Source organism: Pseudomonas sp. NBB (genome assembly GCF_032701105.1).
GTDB classification, from domain to species: Bacteria; Pseudomonadota; Gammaproteobacteria; order Pseudomonadales; family Pseudomonadaceae; genus Aquipseudomonas; species Aquipseudomonas asiatica.
In genome coordinates this window covers 4,278,433-4,294,900 of sequence record NZ_CP103994.1, presented here as the reverse complement: position 1 = coordinate 4,294,900, position 16,468 = coordinate 4,278,433, and the positions used below count along the sequence as shown (strand labels likewise).

The window sequence follows — 16,468 nt, the reverse complement described above, 5'->3', positions numbered from 1 at the left end:
TGTTGGTGACGCGAAATCGGGAAGCCTTGAAGCTGCGTATTCCTACATCCCCAGATGCTTCAAGGCCCACAGTACTCCCATGCCCACAATCAGCGTCAGCATCGTGCTGCGCGTACGCCACGCCACCAGCGCGGCCAGTATCGCCGCTGGTATCTGCGGGTTCATCCAGTCGAACCCTGCCTGCCGGTCGGGGAATACCACGGCCGGCAGTACCAATGCGGCCAACACACTGGCTGGCACATACGCCAGGGCGCGGCGAAACAGTGGGGGGATGCGCAATGCCGTGTGCAACTCGATGAACGACAGGCGGATGGCGAAGGTGCCCAGGCCGATAAGAATGAAGGTCATCCACTGGGTCGTTTCGCTCATGATGCTTCCTGCTCGGTATTGGCTTCTGCCGCAGTTTGCTGTTTTTGCCAGTTCTCGATGGCCAGCCCGGCGATGATGCCGCCCAGCGCGCCAGCCAGCAGGCCGAGGTTGTAGGGCAGGTCGACGGCCAGTACGGCGAGCACACCGCCGGTCAGCGCTGCGCCAAGCGTGGCTGCATTGCGAATGCCAGGTATCAACAGGGCCAGGAACGACAGGGGGATGGCAAAGCCGAGCGACCAGTCTTCAGGAATGCTCGCGCCCAGGTACATGCCCGCCAGCACCGAGAGGTTCCAGCCAAAGAACATGGTGATTGCCGTACCGGCATAGTAGGGGTAGGCATACTGCCCCAGTCCACCCGTGCCCATCTTCAGCATGCACAGGGCGAAGGACTGGTCTGACAGCATGTACGCCATCGGCCACTTGCGGCGGCGGGGCAACTGGCCCAGGTGCGGGGCCAGGCTGGCGCTGTACATCAGGAAGCGCAGGTTGATCACCAGCGCGGTGACTACCATGGTCACCGGCAGGGCGGCGCTTTGCATCAACTGCATCACCACCATCTGCGCCGAACCGGAGTAGAACAGCAAGGTCATGCCGATGGCATCGGTTGGCGACAGGCCCATGCCGATCGCTGTGACCCCGGTGATCAGGCCGAAGGGCACTATGCCGGAGGTCAATGGCAGGGCGCTGCGGGCACCTTGCCTGAACGCTTGGGGCGCGCTTGGATACGGCATTTGAAATCCTTGAAAGTGTGCAGGCGGTACAAGGGCGGCACGTCCACGTTAATGCGCGCGACAGTTGGCCACAACGCCAGATTTCTGGAATAGTAGGCCTAAAAAAAATAGGCCTGAAACCGTGTACCTCGATACTTCTACCCGGCACTCGCTGCAGCTCAATGCCTTGCGTGCCTTCGAAGCGTCAGCCCGCCTGGGCGGTTTCGCCCGTGCTGCACTCGAACTGAAGGTGACACCGGGGGCCATCGCCGCCCTGGTCAAGACCCTGGAGAACGAATACGGCGCGGCCTTGTTCGAGCGCCATGCCAAAGGCGTACGGCTGACGCCCTTGGGCGAAAGCGTGAAAGGCCAGTTCACCGAGGCATTCGACGCCGTGGAAGCCGCTGCGCGCGCACTGCGCCGCCTGGCGGCACCGCAGCGGGTGCATATCGTCACATCGCCTGCTCTGGCGCAGTTGTGGATCGGGCCACGCCTGCCGGAACTGACCCGCTTGCTGGCACCCATCGAGATCTCGGTGACTGCGGTGGATGAGCCGCCCAACCTGAAGCGCAGCCCGTTCGATCTGTGCCTGTTCTACACCGAAAAGCCCGAGCGCTGGCAACGCAGGATAGCCACGGAAGAAATCCTGCCCGTGTGCGTGCCGGCCCTGGCCACCAGCATCACCAAGCCCGAGGATCTTGCCGACGCCCGTTGCATCGCCGACGTGGGCTGGAACGACTGGGCGGTGTGGACGGGGGCGGTGATGCCCGGGCACAAATTCGTTGCCCGTGGGCCGGGTTTTTCCCTGTACTCGATCGCCCTGCAGCAAGCCTTGCTGGCTGCAGGGGTGCTGATAGGGCGCAGAAGCCTGGTGCAGCGCTACCTGGACAGCGGTGAACTGGTCGCCCCCATCGACCGCGCTGTGCCACTGGGTGTGACCATCGCCGCATGGCGGCTGCCGGGTGCCAAGGGCAACCAGGTGGTTGCCGCGGTGGAGGAGGCGCTGTTGCATCTGGCTTGAGCGTCCTCGATCCATGCCTGCTCTCACAGCGCCGCAAAAACAGGGCGTGGGGTCTATTCTGTTCGGGTGCGCCAGCCGTCAGGGAGAGCGTCAATGAGTCAGGAAACCCGGCCGGTACCTGCCGGCTTCAGTGAACAGCAGTTGCGTACGTTGTTCGATCTGATCAGCGATGGTATCTGGGACTGGAATGCCAATACCGGTTACGTCTATCGCAACCCGGGCTGGTACGCCATGCTCGGCTACCCCAGCCACTCCATGGCCAACTCGGTGCTCACCTGGGAAAGCGTGATCCACCCGGAGGACTACCCACGGGTGATGGCACATTTCGAGGCGTACATCAGCCAGCGTAACGAGCACTATCTGGTCGAATACCGCTGCCGTTGCCAGGATGGCAGCTATCTGTGGATAGAAGACAGCGGCTACATCATTGCCCATAACGAGGACGGCTCGGTAGCGCGCATGCTTGGTGCCCACCGCAACATTGACGCCAACAAGCGCCTTGTGGCGCAACTGCAGCAGAGGAACCAGTCGCTGGAAAGCCAGGTGGCCGAACGCACTCGCGAGCTGTCCTGGGTGAACCAGCAGTTGCAGCGGCAGTTGGACGAAAACCGCGAGCTGGCCGAGCGTGATGCGTTGACCCTCATTGCCAATCGCTATCGGCTGGAGAAGGCGCTACAACTGGAGTGCGAGCGTGCCCAGCGATTTCGCCAGCCGTTGTCGCTGATAGCCATGGACCTGGATGACTTCAAGCCGATCAATGACCGCTATGGCCATGCCCATGGCGATGCGGCGCTGTTGCGGGTGGTCGACGTCCTGCGTGCCTGCCTGCGGGAGCAGGACCTGCTGGCGCGTTGGGGTGGGGACGAGTTCGTCATCGTATTGCCGCAGGCCTCGCTGGGCGAGGCGCTGGAGGTGGCTGCACGCTTGCGCCAGGCGATGGCGCAGATAGAGCCGGTGGGCGATTGCCGGCTGACCATGAGCTACGGTGTGGTGCAATGGGAGGAAGGGGAGGACCAGCATGCACTGCTGGCGCGTGCCGACAAGGCGCTGTACCGGGCCAAGGGGAGCGGCAAGAACGCCATAGCCCAATAGATCGCGATCATTGTGGGAGCGGGCGCGCCCGCGAACACCGGCGGAGCCGGTGCCATACACCGTGTTGGGCGCTTCGCGGGCATGCCCGCTCCCACGGAGACCGCGATGGTTTCAGATTTTGTGTCGGACCGCCGTAGGCCCGAATGAAAAAAGACCCGCAACGCCAGGGGCGCTGCGGGCCAAATCGGCCTCGGCCGCTTCAGTGTCAGATATGCAGGGCGTGGCCCAGGGCGCGCAGCGCCGCTTCCTGTACCGCCTCACCCAGTGTCGGGTGGGCATGGATGGTGCCGGCCACATCCTCCAGGCACGCGCCCATTTCCAGCGACTGGGCAAACGCCGTCGACAACTCGGAAACCGCCACGCCAACCGCCTGCCAACCCAGGATCAGGTGGTTGTCACGGCGCGCCACCACCCGCACGAAACCGCTTTTCGATTCCAGGCTCATGGCCCGGCCATTGGCGGCAAACGGGAACTGCGCGACGATGCAGTCCAGCCCTTGCTGGCTGGCTTGCTCCGGGGTCTTGCCGACCACCACCACTTCCGGGTCGGTGAAACACACCGCGGCGATCGCGCTGGGTTCGAAACGGCGCGCCTTGCCGGCGATGATCTCGGCGACCATCTCGCCCTGAGCCATGGCCCGGTGCGCCAGCATCGGTTCGCCGGCCACGTCGCCGATGGCCCAGACGTTGCGCATGCTGGTCTGGCAGCGCTCGTCGATGGCGACGGCGGCGCCGTTCATCTTCAGGTCCAGGCACTCCAGGTTGAAACCTTGTGTGCGTGGCCGGCGGCCCACGGCCACCAGCACCTGGTCGGCTTCCAGGCGCAGTTGGCCGCCCTGGCCATCACGGGCCAGCAGGCAGCCGCCTTCGTAACCTTCGACGCTATGGCCCAGGTGCAGGGTGATGCCCAGCTTCTTCAGCGATTCGGCCACCGGGGCGGTCAGCTCGCTGTCGTAGGTTGGCAGGATGCGCTCGCGCGCCTCCACCACGCTCACCCGGGCGCCCAGCTTGCGGTAGGCGATGCCCAGCTCGAGGCCGATGTAGCCGCCGCCCACCACTACCAGGTGCTGCGGCAGGGTTTTCGGCGCCAGGGCTTCGGTCGAGGAAATGATCGGCCCACCCAGCGGCAGCATTGGCAGTTCGACGCTGCTGGAGCCGGTGGCCAGCAACAGGTGCTCGCACTGGATACGCTGGCCATCGACCTCGACCTGCTTGCCGTCGAGCACCTTCGCCCAGCCATGGATCACCTTGACCCCGTGCTTTTTCAGCAGCGCGGCGACGCCGGTGGTCAGGCGGTCGACGATGCCGTCCTTCCAGGCCACGCTCTGGCCGATGTCCAGGCGCGGCGAGGCGACGCTGATGCCCAGCTCCGACGGCCCGGCAAAGCGCGAGGTCTGGTGGAACTGCTCGGCCACGTGGATCAGCGCCTTGGACGGGATGCAGCCGATGTTCAGGCAGGTACCGCCCAGTGCCTGGCCTTCCACCAGCACGGTGGGGATGCCCAGTTGCCCGGCGCGGATGGCAGCCACGTAGCCGCCAGGGCCGCCGCCGATGATCAACAGGGTAGTCTGGATAGTCTGTTGCATGCTCACTCCACGAACAGGCAGGCGGGTTGTTCGAGCAGGCCGCGCACGGCCTGGATGAACAGCGCGGCGTCCATGCCATCGACCACGCGGTGGTCGAACGAGCTGGACAGGTTCATCATCTTGCGCACGACGATCTGGCCGTCGATCACCACAGGCCGCTCGACCATCCGGTTGACGCCGACGATCGCCACTTCCGGGGTGTTGACCACCGGCGTGCTGACGATGCCGCCCAGTGCGCCCAGGCTGGTCAGGGTGATGGTCGAACCGGACAGCTCATCGCGGCTGGCCTTGTTGTTGCGAGCAGCGTTGGCCAGGCGCGAGATCTCGCCGGCATTGCTCCACAGGCTGCCAGCTTCGGCATGGCGCAGCACCGGCACCATCAGGCCGTTGTCACCCTGGGTGGCGATGCCCACATGCACCGCGCCATGGCGGGTGATGACCTGGGCTTCGTCATCATAGGTGGCGTTGATCTGCGGGAAATCGCGCAGTGCCACGACCAGAGCGCGAACCAGGAACGGCAGCAGGGTCAGCTTGCCGCGGCTGTCGCCGTGCTTGCTGTTGAGCTGCTGGCGCAAGGCTTCCAGGGCGGTAACATCGATTTCTTCCACATAGCTGAAGTGCGCGACGCGGCGCTTGGCGTCCTGCATGCGCTGGGCGATCTTGCGGCGCAGGCCGATCACCGGTACCTGCTCGCTGTCGGTGCGCTTGGCATAGCCGCTCGGCGCTTGCCCGCCAGCGCTGTGCGGCTTGCTCATGAAGGCGTCGAGGTCTTCGTGCAGGATACGCCCGGCCGGGCCGCTGCCATGCACGTAACGCAGTTCGATACCGGCATCCAGGGCGCGCTTGCGCACCGCCGGCGAGGCCAGCGGCTTGTCGCCTGGCTGGCGCGGCACGATCAGGGCTGCCTCGTGGTTGACGGGCGCCTGGCACGCGGCCGGTCTTGCTTCCTTCTGCGGCTCTGACTTGGCGGCTACCGGGGCAGCGGGGGCCTCGACTTGTTCGGGCTTTGGCGCATCCTTGGTGGGCACATCCACATGGTTGCCGCTGCCTTCCACTTCGATGCGGATCAGCTCGCTGCCGACCGCCATGACTTCACCGGGCTGCCCACCCAGGGCCAGCACCTTGCCGCTGACCGGCGAAGGGATTTCCACGGTGGCCTTGTCGGTCATGACGTCGGCCACTACCTGGTCTTCGGCGATCATGTCGCCGACCTTGACGAACCACTCGACCAACTCGACCTGCGCGATGCCTTCGCCAATGTCCGGCATCTTGATGACGTGCGTGCCCATTCAGACCTCCATGACCTTTTTCAATGCCGCACCTACCCGCGAAGGCCCTGGGAAGTAAGCCCATTCCTGTGCGTGTGGGTAGGGGGTGTCCCAGCCGGTGACGCGTTCGATCGGCGCCTCCAGGTGGTGGAAGCAGTGTTCCTGCACCAGCGACACCAGTTCGGCGCCGAAGCCGCAGGTGCGGGTGGCCTCGTGTACCACCACGCAGCGGCCGGTCTTTTTCACCGACTCGACGATGGTGTCCAGGTCCAGCGGCCACAGGCTGCGCAGGTCGATCACCTCGGCGTCGACGCCGGTTTCTTCGGCGGCCACCTGGGCCACGTATACCGTGGTGCCGTAGGTCAGCACGGTCACGTCATTGCCGGGGCGGGTAATGGCCGCCTTGTCCAGCGGCACGCTGTAGTAGCCATCGGGCACGGCGCTTTGCGGGTGCTTCGACCACGGCGTGACAGGGCGGTCGTGGTGGCCGTCGAACGGGCCGTTGTACAGGCGCTTGGGTTCCAGGAAAATCACCGGGTCATCGCATTCGATCGAGGCGATCAGCAGGCCCTTGGCGTCATAGGGGTTGGACGGCATGACAGTGCGCAGGCCACACACCTGGGTGAACATCGCTTCCGGGCTCTGGCTGTGGGTCTGGCCGCCATAGATCCCGCCACCGCAGGGCATGCGCAGGGTCAGCGGGGCGATGAACTCGCCGGCCGACCGGTAACGCAGGCGCGCCATCTCGGAAACGATCTGGTCGGAGGCCGGGTAGAAGTAGTCGGCGAACTGGATTTCCACCACCGGGCGCAGGCCGTAGGCACCCATGCCCACGGCGGTGCCGACAATGCCGCTCTCGGAGATCGGCGCGTCGAACACGCGGGACTTGCCGTACTTGTTCTGCAGGCCTTCGGTGCAGCGGAACACGCCGCCGAAGTAACCGACGTCCTGGCCGTAGATCACCACATTGTCGTCGCGCTCGAGCATGACATCCATGGCCGAGCGCAGGGCCTGGATCATGGTCATGGTAGTGGTGGCCATGGCGGTTTCCGGGTTGATGCTGTTGTTGTGGTCGTTCATCTCAAACCCCCAGTTCCTGGCGTTGACGGCGCAGGTGGTCGGGCATTTCCTTGTACACGTCCTCGAACATCGAGGCAGCACTCGGGATGTGACCGTTGGCCAGCGTTCCGTACTGCTCGGCTTCCTTCTGCGCGGCTATCACCGCGGCTTCCAGCTCGGCAGTGGTGGCCTGGTGTTCTTCCTCGGACCAGTGACCGATCTTGATCAGGTGCTGCTTCAGGCGGGCGATCGGGTCGCCGAGCGGGAAGTGGCTCCAGTCATCGGCCGGGCGGTACTTGGACGGGTCGTCCGAGGTCGAGTGCGGGCCTGCACGGTAGGTGACCCACTCGATCAGGCTCGGGCCCAGGCCACGGCGGGCGCGTTCGGCGGCCCAGCGCGAGGCAGCGTACACGGCGACGAAGTCGTTGCCGTCGACTCGCAGCGAGGCAATGCCGCAACCCACGCCACGGCCGGCGAAGGTGGTCGACTCGCCACCGGCGATGGCCTGGAAGGTGGAGATCGCCCACTGGTTGTTGACCACGTTGAGTATCACCGGGGCGCGGTACACGTGGGCAAAGGTGAGGGCGGTGTGGAAGTCCGACTCGGCGGTTGCGCCGTCGCCGATCCACGCCGAGGCGATCTTGGTATCGCCCTTGATCGCCGAGGCCATGGCCCAGCCGACCGCCTGCACGAACTGGGTCGCCAGGTTGCCGCTGATAGTGAAGAAACCGGCCTCGCGCACCGAATACATGATCGGCAGTTGGCGGCCCTTGAGCGGGTCGCGCTCGTTGGACAGCAACTGGCAGATCATCTCGACCAGCGACACGTCGCGGGCCATCAGGATGCTTTGCTGGCGGTAGGTGGGGAAGCACATGTCGGTGCGGTTCAGCGCCAAGGCCTGGCCGCTGCCGATGGCTTCTTCACCCAGGCTCTGCATGTAGAAGGACATCTTCTTCTGGCGCTGGGCGACCACCATGCGGCTATCGAAAATCCGCGTCTTGAGCATGGCGCGCATGCCCTGGCGGAGAACTTGCGGGTCGATGTCTTCGGCCCACGGGCCTTGCGCGTCGCCTTGCTCGTCGAGCACGCGGATCAGGCTGTAGGACAAATCCGCGGTGTCGGCAGCGTCGACATCGACTGGGGGTTTACGGGCTTGACCTGCATCGTTCAGGCGCAGGTAGGAGAAATCGGTCTGGCAGCCTGGCCGGCCGGTAGGCTCGGGCACATGCAAACGCAGGGGGGCGTACTCGTTCATGCTTTTTACGCTCGCTCGGGTATTTGTTTTTGTGAGCTCTGAAGCGGCCGCCGCTGAGTACCGGCTTGTGACTGGTAGGTCAGCGTCCCCTACATCTTAGTGGTCCGGCAGGAGAATTTTTCTCTCAAGTTGGTTGCCTTTGCCGGGCAGGGCAGATAAAAATTCCGCATAAACACAAAAAACCGGTGATTTTGTCTCATGCGCAAACTCGATCGTACCGATATCGGCATTCTCAACAGCCTGCAGGAAAATGCCCGCATCACCAACGCCGAACTGGCCCGCTCGGTGAATCTGTCTCCCACGCCCTGCTTCAACCGGGTTCGGGCCATGGAGGAGCTGGGGGTGATCCGCCAGCAGGTGACCTTGCTGTCACCCGAGGCGTTGGGGTTGGATGTGAACGTGTTCATCCATGTGAGCCTGGAAAAACAGGTCGAGCAGTCGTTGCACCGTTTCGAGGAAGAAATTGCCGAGCGGCCCGAAGTGATGGAGTGCTACCTGATGACGGGCGATCCGGACTACCTGTTGCGGGTACTGCTGCCCAGCATCCAGGCACTGGAACGGTTTCTGGATTACCTGACGCGGTTGCCAGGGGTGGCCAACATCCGTTCCAGTTTCGCCCTGAAGCAGGTGCGCTACAAGACGGCCTTGCCGCTGCCGGCCAATGGCATGACCTTGCGGGAGTAGCCGTCCGAGTACTGCGCTTGCTGGTCAGGTCAGCTGAATATCGCCCAGGAAGAATTCGAGCACGTCACCGGTACGCTCGCCGGCGTTGAGGTAGTACTGACGGCCCAGGTCAAGTACCGGGACATCGTCCGAGAGCGACTCCGCAACACGGTAGCCGTTCATGTCCCGCAGGTAGAAGGGAATAAGGCCGGCGCTCTCCACTGTGCCGTCCCATGGCTGGAGCGTTTCGATTTTCCAGTAGGGCCGGGTACGTAGCAGGTTGTACGGATGTGGGGCGTTGAGCACATCCCGGACCCGCCCGGCCACATGCGGACCATACAGGCCTAGCCAGCCATTGGAATTGCTTTCAAGCCTGGCGCCAATATAGGCCCAGTGTTCTGCGCAGGTAATGTAGTAGTGCGTGCGGTCTTCACGGTGCTCGATGAATTCGAAATGGAATGCAAGTCGTTGGAATTCACCCGCACTGCGTGGCACGCTCCTGCGCGCGGCTGTCGTGCACAGCCAGCCGTCCTCATCCAGGCCAAGAACTGGGTGTACGTTGTTGGCTGCAACAACGATCTGACCACGGTGGCGGCTATGCAGTTTAGCGGTGAAATTGGCCCTTATCATGAAAGTCTCCGATGATTGCCGAGGCGGTAGCCCAGGCTAAGGCACTGCCTGTCGACTTGGGACATGGATGCGTTTCAGCCAACGGAAGCGGGGGCCTGTCAGCCTGCCGTACAGGCCTGATCGCGACATGACCTGCACCGGCCGCGCCCCGGCAACAGCATTTTTCCCACTACCGCACTCATTCCCTGGCATTTGCCCTTATGCTTGTCTGCAACCCATCGCCACCTGACCCGGGAGCCGCAAGGGACTTATGCGAAATATCTGGAAGCCGTTTCAGTCGTTGTATTTCGCCGCGCTGATGATGTTGATCGGCTCGGGCCTGCTCAGTACCTACCTGGCCCTGCGCCTGGCAGCCGATCATGTCGACAGCCTGTGGGTGGGTGCCTTGATGGCGGCCAACTACTTTGGCCTGGCGGTAGGCGGCAAGGTCGGCCACCGGTTGATTGGCCGGGTAGGGCACATTCGCGCCTATGCCACTTGCGCCGGCATCGTCGGCGCGGCGGTGCTCGGCCATGGCCTGACCAGCTGGTTGCCGGCCTGGGTCGGGCTGCGGATGATCGTCGGCTTGGGGATGATGTGCCAGTACATGGTCATCGAGAGCTGGCTGAACGAGCAGGCCGACGTCAAGCACCGCGGCGCGGTGTTCAGTGGCTACATGATCGCCTCGTACCTGGGCCTGGTGCTCGGCCAGCTGATTTTGGTGGTGCACCCACAGCTTGGCCTGGAGCTGCTGATGCTGGTGGCCATGTGTTTCACCCTGTGTCTGGTACCGGTCGCCATGACCCGGCGCATTCACCCGGCGCCGTTGCGCCCGGCACCGATGGAGCCGAAGTTCTTCATAAAGCGCGTGCCGCAGTCGCTCAGCACGGTGCTGGGTTCGGGGCTGATCGTCGGCTCGTTCTATGGCCTGGCGCCCTTGTATGCCTCCAGCCAGGGCATGACTACCGAGCAGGTCGGTCTGTTCATGGGTAGCTGCATTTTTGCCGGCCTGCTGGTGCAGTGGCCGCTGGGCTGGTTGTCTGACCGCTACGATCGGGCGGTGCTGATCCGCAGCGTGGCCGTGGGGTTGGCGCTGGCCTCGGCGCCACTTGCAATGCTGCCCAGTGTGCCGCTGGAGTTGCTGTTCGGCATAGGCTTCGTGATTTCGTTGCTGCAGTTCTGCCTCTACCCGCTGGCGGTGGCGTTTTCCAACGACCATGTGGAAAGCGAGCGGCGGGTGTCGCTGACCGCGATGCTGCTGGTGACCTACGGTGTGGGCGCGTGTATCGGGCCGCTGGCGGCAGGCGTGCTGATGAAGGTGCTGGGCCCGCAGATGCTGTATGCCTTCTTCGTCTTCTTTGCCCTGGTGCTGGTGTGGCGCATTCGTCCGAAGGCGGTCACCGGGCTGCACCAGGTGCAGGATGCGCCTTTGGGCCACGTTGCGATGCCGGCTGCCGGTTCGCCACTGTCGGCGGCGCTGGACCCACGGGTGGATGAGCAGACGGTGCAGGAGGTAATGCAGGCACCGGTGGCGGCTGAGGATACCGAGGCGGAGGAGAAGGGGGCTGACAAGGAGCCTGAGCCGGAAGGTGAGGTCAGCAAGTCGGTGTAGGCCTGTGCCGGCCTCTTCGCGGGCGCGCCCGCTCCCACATGAAGTTGCGCCGGGCTCAAGGCTTGCGCTGTACCTGTGGGAGATCTGTCGCGTAGAGAACTGAATCCGCAAGCAGTACGCGTACCCTGTGGGAGCGGCTTTAGCCGCGAAGAATCCAACGCGGTGCATGGCACCGGCTGCGCCGGTGTTCGCGGCTAAAGTGAACTGGCCTAATGATTTTGGACACCTTCATCGGGCGTTATGATGGCGCCCAATTGGAGGCAATATCAGTGCGTAAATCTTATTCAAGAGAATACAAAGTCCAAGCCGCTGAAATGGTGCTGGACGGCGGGCAGTCAGTTCCTGAGGGCTGTGCAGCCCTTGGGCTGGGCCCTACCGCGCTTCGCCGCTGGGTTGAGCAGGTGCGCGAAGAGAGAGCCGGCAAGGTTCCGGCCGGAGCCAAAGCGATCACTCCCGAGCAGCAACGAATTGAAGAACTCGAAGCGCTGGTTCGGCAAAAGGATCGGGATATCGAAATCCTAAAAAAGGCCAGTGCTCTCCTGCTTCGGGACTCCAAAGATCGTTCTCGCTGATCAACGAGCTGAGTGAGCAATACCCTGTTGTCGACTGCTGCCGCGTGCTTGGGGTTAAGCGCAGCAGTTTCTATGCATGGCGCAAACGGCAAGGACGTGAAAACCCGGCCAGAGATGCTCTACGCCTGCTGGTAATCAAGCACTTCAACGCATCGCGAGGGGCTTCTGGCTCACGAACACTCATGCAGGAGCTGCGGCATGAAGGCCATGAAGTCGGGCGGTACAAAGTGCGTGCGTTGATGCGTGAAGCTGGCCTGAAGTGCAAGCAGCGCAGGCCGCACCGCTATCGGTCATCAGGGGCAGAAGCGTTGATCGCCGAGAATCAGCTGAAGCGCAATTTCAAGGTTTCGGCGATCAATGAGGTTTGGTGTGGCGATGTGACCTACATCCAGGTTGGCAGGCGCTGGCTGTACCTAGCCGCCGTGATTGACCTCTATGCCCGTCGCGTAGTGGGTTGGGCATTCTCGATGATTGTAGATGCCAACTTGGCTTGTAACGCCCTGCGCATGGCCGCTGAATCGCGGGGTAGGCCGGCGGGCGTAATGTTTCATTCAGACCAGGGCTGTCAGTACACCAGCCATAAACTCAGAGCCGCGCTCGATGAGTACAACTTGAAGCAGAGTATGAGCCATCGAGGCCAATGCTGGGATAACGCTGCCATGGAGCGATTCTTCGGAGCATTGAAATCAGAATGGGTGCCGGCAGAGGGTTACGAGACCGAAGCGCAAGCACGAGTGGATATCCAGGCTTATCTGATGCGCTACAACCTCAAGCGCCTCCACAGCTACAACGGCTATGAAACGCCAGTAGCCATGGAGGAAAAGCTCAAGGCAGCGGCATGAACCTTAACCGGTGTCCAAAATTACTTGACCAGATCAAAGCCGCTCCCACAGAATCCCCGCTAATTCAATGAGTTATGTGCAGCTCTATGAGAGCGGGCGTGCCCGCGAAGAGGCCGGCACAGGAGAATCACAAATGAAAAAACGCCACCTTGATAGGTGGCGTTTTTTTTCATTCAGCCGACGATCAATAATCGTCCTTGTCGAACCGCCGCGCCTCGCGCTGCAGCTGATAGACGAAACTCTCGACCTTGCGCTGTGCCTGGCCGTTGAGATTGTGGAAGCGCACCCCGGCAAAGGTGGTATTGATCCGCTCTTCATAGTGCAGGTGGCGCAGCTCGACCATGGTATCGACCAGACTCAGTGGGGTGCCTGCCTTGAAGCGTTCATATACCTGGCCAAGTTGCAGGCGATCCTCGACATTGCCTTCGAAGCGCAGTTTGCAGCCGGTGGCGGAGATGTCCAGCAGCTTCCCACGCAGGGCGCCGTTGCCCTTGAGGTGGGTGCCATCGAGGATGATATCGACCAGCTGCGATAGCTTCAGCGCGGCGCGGAAGGCATTGCGGCGCTGGTGGTAGGTCATCTCCTGAGGCATGGCGCCGCGGTAGCAGCGGTGGCCGTCGACTTCGCTGATCCTCAACGCCTGGTTGCAGTCCCAGGCGATACGCACGCCATCATGGAAGCCTTCGACGCGGAAGTGTTCGCCGTTCTCGATGAATTTCTCACCATCGCGCGGAATCATCTCGTCCAGCGCCAGGGTGTTGCTTTCACGGTCCACGTGCACCACGTAGCTCTGGAAGCGCTGGCTGCGGTCGTGGAAGGTGATGATCAGGGGGTCGTGGCTTTCCTGCAGCTGCCGCAAATTGGCCGCAATCTCCAAAGGGGTGTTCAGCACCTTTGGCGGCTGCGGGGCATCGGATTCATTGAACACGGCTTATCGTTCTCCAGGCAAAAGCGACACACGCAATTAACGGCATTTTGCCAGTATGTTCCGTGCCTTGATAGAAAAATCACACTTGGCTGAGCGCTCGTGGCTTGGCCAGCGGCGAGGTGCTGCCGCGGCTGTCGTAGAGCGACGGAGAGTCTCCGCCCATGAGGATGCGGATCTGGTTGTTGGTGACGTGCTGCTGCACCTGGATGATCCGGCCATTGGTCTGGTTGACCTGCTGACAGCTGTCCATCAGCTGCGAAAGCATGTCGAGCCGCTGCAGCATCGTATCGCCATGAGCCGATTGCGCAGCCAGCGCCTGCACACCTGCCCGATCTGCACTCAGGCCCAGGCTGCCGAGCAACTGGCTCCGGCGCTGGCCGTGCTGCTCGAGCAAGATGATCAACGACTGCTTGCGCGCCAGGATCTGTTCCAGCAGCGGCATGTCGCGGCCATGCAGGGCGATCGCTTCCTTTTGCAGAAGGTCAAGCAGTTCCTGCAGCGGGGCAATGTCATCTTCGATCAGTTGCAGCAAGGTGGTGTCGTGCATGGCTAACTCTTGGCTTTTCTAGCGTCCGTGAAGTCAGCGCGCCGAACGGTCAGCGCTGGGCTTCGAAATCGAGCAGTTTGCTGGCGACCCGGCCGGCATCGACCTGGTAGCTGCCGTCGGCGATCGCCTGTTTCAACTGGGCCACACGGGCACTGTTGACCACCGGCTCGTCGCGCAGCTTGTCGCTGATCTTCTGCAACTGCTGGGCCTCTTGGCTGAGGTGTACCGCTTCTCCGCTGGCGCTGGTGCCGGTTGCCGCTTCCTGGCTGGCTGCCGGTTTTTCGGCGCTGCCGGACGCGGTGTTACCGCGCACGCCGCCCGTGACGGACGGAGAATTATTCAAACGACTGAAGTCGATGACCATGATCAGAAACCTCTGGGTATTTGGACGCTTGCCTTGTTTTCGGCCAACCCGAAAGAAACTTTAGGCACAAATGCATAGCCGCCTGTCAGCAAGCTCGCGAACCCGTTTTCTGACACAGTTTAGGAAAAGCGGTTCCTCACCGCCAGCGCAAATCAACGGGCTGGCTACATACTCACCTCGACCTGTCCAGGGCCGGTCACCCTGGCCTTGATCACCCGTTTGGAATTGAGGTTGCGCACCCGGATCTGTTCGCTCAGGCCACCCTTGCTCAGGGCCTCCCCGGGCATGCGTACACTCAGGCTGCCGCTGCGGGCGATGATCACCACGTGGTCGCCCTTGCGCACCACTTCGGCCTGTTCCAGGTGTTGCGGGGTGAGTACCTGGTCGATCACCGTGGGCCGCAGCATCTTCATGCCCACCGCCTGCTCCAGTTCGGTCAGGAAGCCTTGGCCCAGGGTTCCGACATCCCGCTCGCGCAGGGCCACGTCGCCTTCGCCCACCACGTTGTCGCGCTTGAGTGGTCGGGTCACCACCACCACGTCGCGGAACAGCCGCACAGTGGCCGGCACGAACACGGTCCAGGGCGCCGAGCCTTCGCAGCGCACCTTCACCGTGACGCGGCCCAACGGCTGGGCCGGGCTTTCAAGCGAGGCGTCCAGCTGCTGGCTGCACAGCGGCATGCGCAGGCGCGGGTCCAGCGGGTTGACCTGGATCTCGTAACGGCCGGCGGTCTGGGTGGTGGCCAGATAATCTTCGACGCTGAATTCAAGAAACCCTTGAGTGACACCGATAAGTTGTTCAGGCAAGGTAAACGCGTCCGCTACCGTGCGAGCGCCGGGCACCAGCAGGCACAGCATGGCCAGCGAGCCAGTCAGCAGGCGCGTCAGTCGTCGGAAAAATGTCGTTTTCGTGTACATGGCGCTCAAAAAAGCAAAGCCCGTGCCGACTCGCTACCTGAGTTGCAACGAAAGGCTGAAACATAAAGGAGTCTGGCATGGCAGGTGTTATGGATTCGGTCAACCAGCGCACGCAGCTGGTGGGGCAGAATCGCCTGGAATTGCTGCTGTTCCGCCTCAATGGCGAACAGCTTTACGGCATCAACGTATTCAAGGTCAGGGAAGTGCTGCAATGCCCTGCGCTGACCCTGCTGCCCAAGGCGCACCCGGTGGTGCGTGGGGTTGCCAATATTCGCGGGGCGACCATCCCGATCCTCGACCTGTCGATGGCCACCGGATTGCGGCCGCTGCAGGAAGACACGCGCAACAGTTTCGTGATCATCACCGAGTACAACACCAAGACCCAAGGCTTCCTGGTGCATTCGGTGGAGCGCATCGTCAACATGAACTGGGAAGAGATCCATCCGCCACCCAAGGGCACTGGCCGCGACCACTACCTGACCGCGGTCACCCGGGTGGACAACCGCATGGTCGAGATCATCGATGTGGAGAAGGTGCTGGCCGAAGTGGCGCCGTCCTCCGAGTCGGTGTCGGCTGGTGTGATCGATGCCGAGGTGCAGGACAAGGCCGTGCTGCTGCGGGTGCTCACCGTCGACGATTCGTCGGTGGCGCGCAAACAGGTCAGCCGCTGCCTGCAGACCGTGGGGGTCGAGGTGGTGGCGCTCAATGACGGCCGTCAGGCCCTGAACTACCTGCGCCAGCTGGTGGATGAGGGCAAGAAGCCGGAAGAAGAGTTCCTGATGATGATCTCGGACATTGAAATGCCGGAAATGGACGGCTATACGCTAACGGCAGAGATCCGCAGTGACCCACGCATGCAAAAATTGCACATCTGCCTGCATACTTCGCTTTCCGGGGTGTTCAACCAGGCGATGGTCAAGAAGGTCGGTGCCGATGACTTCCTGGCCAAGTTCAAGCCGGACGACCTGGCCCAGCGGGTGGTCGACCGGATCAAGGCGGCGCATTGAAGCAGCCGGGGGCAGGCCCCCGGCACCAGTGATTGAAAAGAGGCGGCA

Annotated in this window: 18 protein-coding genes; 7 read left to right on the top strand and 11 right to left on the bottom strand. The window is 62.7% G+C overall.

The genetic code is table 11. From position 1 onward, the window contains the following. Positions 1 to 42: 42 nt before the first annotated feature. Together NY023_RS20000 and NY023_RS19995 are read right to left on the bottom strand one after the other, a co-directional pair. Positions 43 to 369, bottom strand: a complete 327-nt coding sequence (locus tag NY023_RS20000; protein ID WP_003257245.1) for an AzlD domain-containing protein — start codon at positions 367 to 369, stop codon at positions 43 to 45. Continuing rightward, positions 366 to 1,100, bottom strand: a complete 735-nt coding sequence (locus NY023_RS19995; RefSeq protein ID WP_044047138.1) for an AzlC family ABC transporter permease — start codon at positions 1,098 to 1,100, stop codon at positions 366 to 368. The genes NY023_RS20000 and NY023_RS19995 overlap by 4 nt, the downstream gene beginning before the upstream one ends. Before the next feature lie 121 nt (positions 1,101 to 1,221). On the opposite strand from NY023_RS19995, the gene NY023_RS19990 reads away from it, so the two are divergent. After that, positions 1,222 to 2,100 (top strand): LysR family transcriptional regulator, encoded by an 879-nt coding sequence (locus NY023_RS19990; protein WP_013973641.1) that lies wholly within the window; start codon positions 1,222 to 1,224, stop codon positions 2,098 to 2,100. A gap of 93 nt (positions 2,101 to 2,193) precedes the next feature. Beyond that, positions 2,194 to 3,192 (top strand): diguanylate cyclase, encoded by a 999-nt coding sequence (locus NY023_RS19985; protein ID WP_013973640.1) that lies wholly within the window; start codon positions 2,194 to 2,196, stop codon positions 3,190 to 3,192. Between the two features lie 205 nt (positions 3,193 to 3,397). Here NY023_RS19985 and lpdA read toward each other — a convergent pair whose 3' ends face one another. Genes lpdA through NY023_RS19965 form a run of 4 tightly spaced genes read right to left on the bottom strand, consistent with a single transcriptional unit; the run spans position 3,398 to position 8,359 of the window. Next, positions 3,398 to 4,777, bottom strand: a complete 1,380-nt coding sequence (lpdA, locus tag NY023_RS19980) for a dihydrolipoyl dehydrogenase (protein ID WP_038410063.1) — start codon at positions 4,775 to 4,777, stop codon at positions 3,398 to 3,400. A gap of 2 nt (positions 4,778 to 4,779) precedes the next feature. Continuing rightward, positions 4,780 to 6,066: a dihydrolipoamide acetyltransferase family protein gene (locus NY023_RS19975; protein ID WP_013973638.1), complete on the bottom strand. Its 1,287-nt coding sequence runs from the start codon at positions 6,064 to 6,066 to the stop codon at positions 4,780 to 4,782. Continuing rightward, a complete protein-coding gene (locus tag NY023_RS19970) occupies positions 6,067 to 7,125 on the bottom strand; it encodes an alpha-ketoacid dehydrogenase subunit beta (RefSeq protein WP_013973637.1) in 1,059 nt (352 codons plus the stop codon). Position 7,126: 1 nt separating this feature from the next. Beyond that, complete coding sequence (locus tag NY023_RS19965) at positions 7,127 to 8,359, bottom strand: 3-methyl-2-oxobutanoate dehydrogenase (2-methylpropanoyl-transferring) subunit alpha (protein ID WP_013973636.1); 1,233 nt, start codon at positions 8,357 to 8,359, stop codon at positions 7,127 to 7,129. 198 nt (positions 8,360 to 8,557) lie between these two features. Here NY023_RS19965 and bkdR point away from each other — a divergent pair, with 198 nt between their 5' ends. Next, positions 8,558 to 9,043 (top strand): Bkd operon transcriptional regulator BkdR, encoded by a 486-nt coding sequence (bkdR, locus tag NY023_RS19960; protein ID WP_012273540.1) that lies wholly within the window; start codon positions 8,558 to 8,560, stop codon positions 9,041 to 9,043. 24 nt (positions 9,044 to 9,067) lie between these two features. Here bkdR and NY023_RS19955 read toward each other — a convergent pair whose 3' ends face one another. Then, entirely contained in the window at positions 9,068 to 9,652 is a 585-nt protein-coding gene (locus tag NY023_RS19955; protein WP_148265668.1) for a hypothetical protein, read from the bottom strand. A 250-nt stretch (positions 9,653 to 9,902) separates the two neighbouring features. On the opposite strand from NY023_RS19955, the gene NY023_RS19950 reads away from it, so the two are divergent. From NY023_RS19950 to NY023_RS19940, 3 genes are all read left to right on the top strand, one after another. After that, the gene (locus NY023_RS19950; RefSeq protein ID WP_003257254.1) at positions 9,903 to 11,243 is read left to right on the top strand and encodes an MFS transporter; all 1,341 of its coding nucleotides are present in this window, start codon (positions 9,903 to 9,905) and stop codon (positions 11,241 to 11,243) included. A 212-nt stretch (positions 11,244 to 11,455) separates the two neighbouring features. Beyond that, complete coding sequence (locus tag NY023_RS19945; protein WP_013973635.1) at positions 11,456 to 11,815, top strand: transposase; 360 nt, start codon at positions 11,456 to 11,458, stop codon at positions 11,813 to 11,815. Then, positions 11,812 to 12,657 (top strand): IS3 family transposase, encoded by an 846-nt coding sequence (locus NY023_RS19940; protein WP_044047136.1) that lies wholly within the window; start codon positions 11,812 to 11,814, stop codon positions 12,655 to 12,657. The genes NY023_RS19945 and NY023_RS19940 overlap by 4 nt, the downstream gene beginning before the upstream one ends. Positions 12,658 to 12,841: 184 nt before the next feature. On the opposite strand, the gene NY023_RS19935 is transcribed toward NY023_RS19940, so the two are convergent. From NY023_RS19935 to flgA, 4 genes are all read right to left on the bottom strand, one after another. Further along, on the bottom strand, positions 12,842 to 13,585 hold the full coding sequence (locus tag NY023_RS19935) for a flagellar brake protein (RefSeq protein ID WP_013973633.1): 744 nt from the start codon (positions 13,583 to 13,585) through the stop codon (positions 12,842 to 12,844). Between the two features lie 79 nt (positions 13,586 to 13,664). Next, positions 13,665 to 14,132 (bottom strand): flagella synthesis protein FlgN, encoded by a 468-nt coding sequence (locus NY023_RS19930; protein ID WP_013973632.1) that lies wholly within the window; start codon positions 14,130 to 14,132, stop codon positions 13,665 to 13,667. 49 nt (positions 14,133 to 14,181) lie between these two features. Beyond that, positions 14,182 to 14,496, bottom strand: a complete 315-nt coding sequence (gene flgM, locus NY023_RS19925; RefSeq protein ID WP_023661394.1) for a flagellar biosynthesis anti-sigma factor FlgM — start codon at positions 14,494 to 14,496, stop codon at positions 14,182 to 14,184. Positions 14,497 to 14,660: 164 nt separating this feature from the next. Continuing rightward, a complete protein-coding gene (flgA, locus tag NY023_RS19920; RefSeq protein ID WP_013973630.1) occupies positions 14,661 to 15,413 on the bottom strand; it encodes a flagellar basal body P-ring formation chaperone FlgA in 753 nt (250 codons plus the stop codon). Between the two features lie 77 nt (positions 15,414 to 15,490). Here flgA and NY023_RS19915 point away from each other — a divergent pair, with 77 nt between their 5' ends. Then, on the top strand, positions 15,491 to 16,420 hold the full coding sequence (locus NY023_RS19915) for a chemotaxis protein CheV (RefSeq protein ID WP_013973629.1): 930 nt from the start codon (positions 15,491 to 15,493) through the stop codon (positions 16,418 to 16,420). Positions 16,421 to 16,468: the final 48 nt, after the last annotated feature.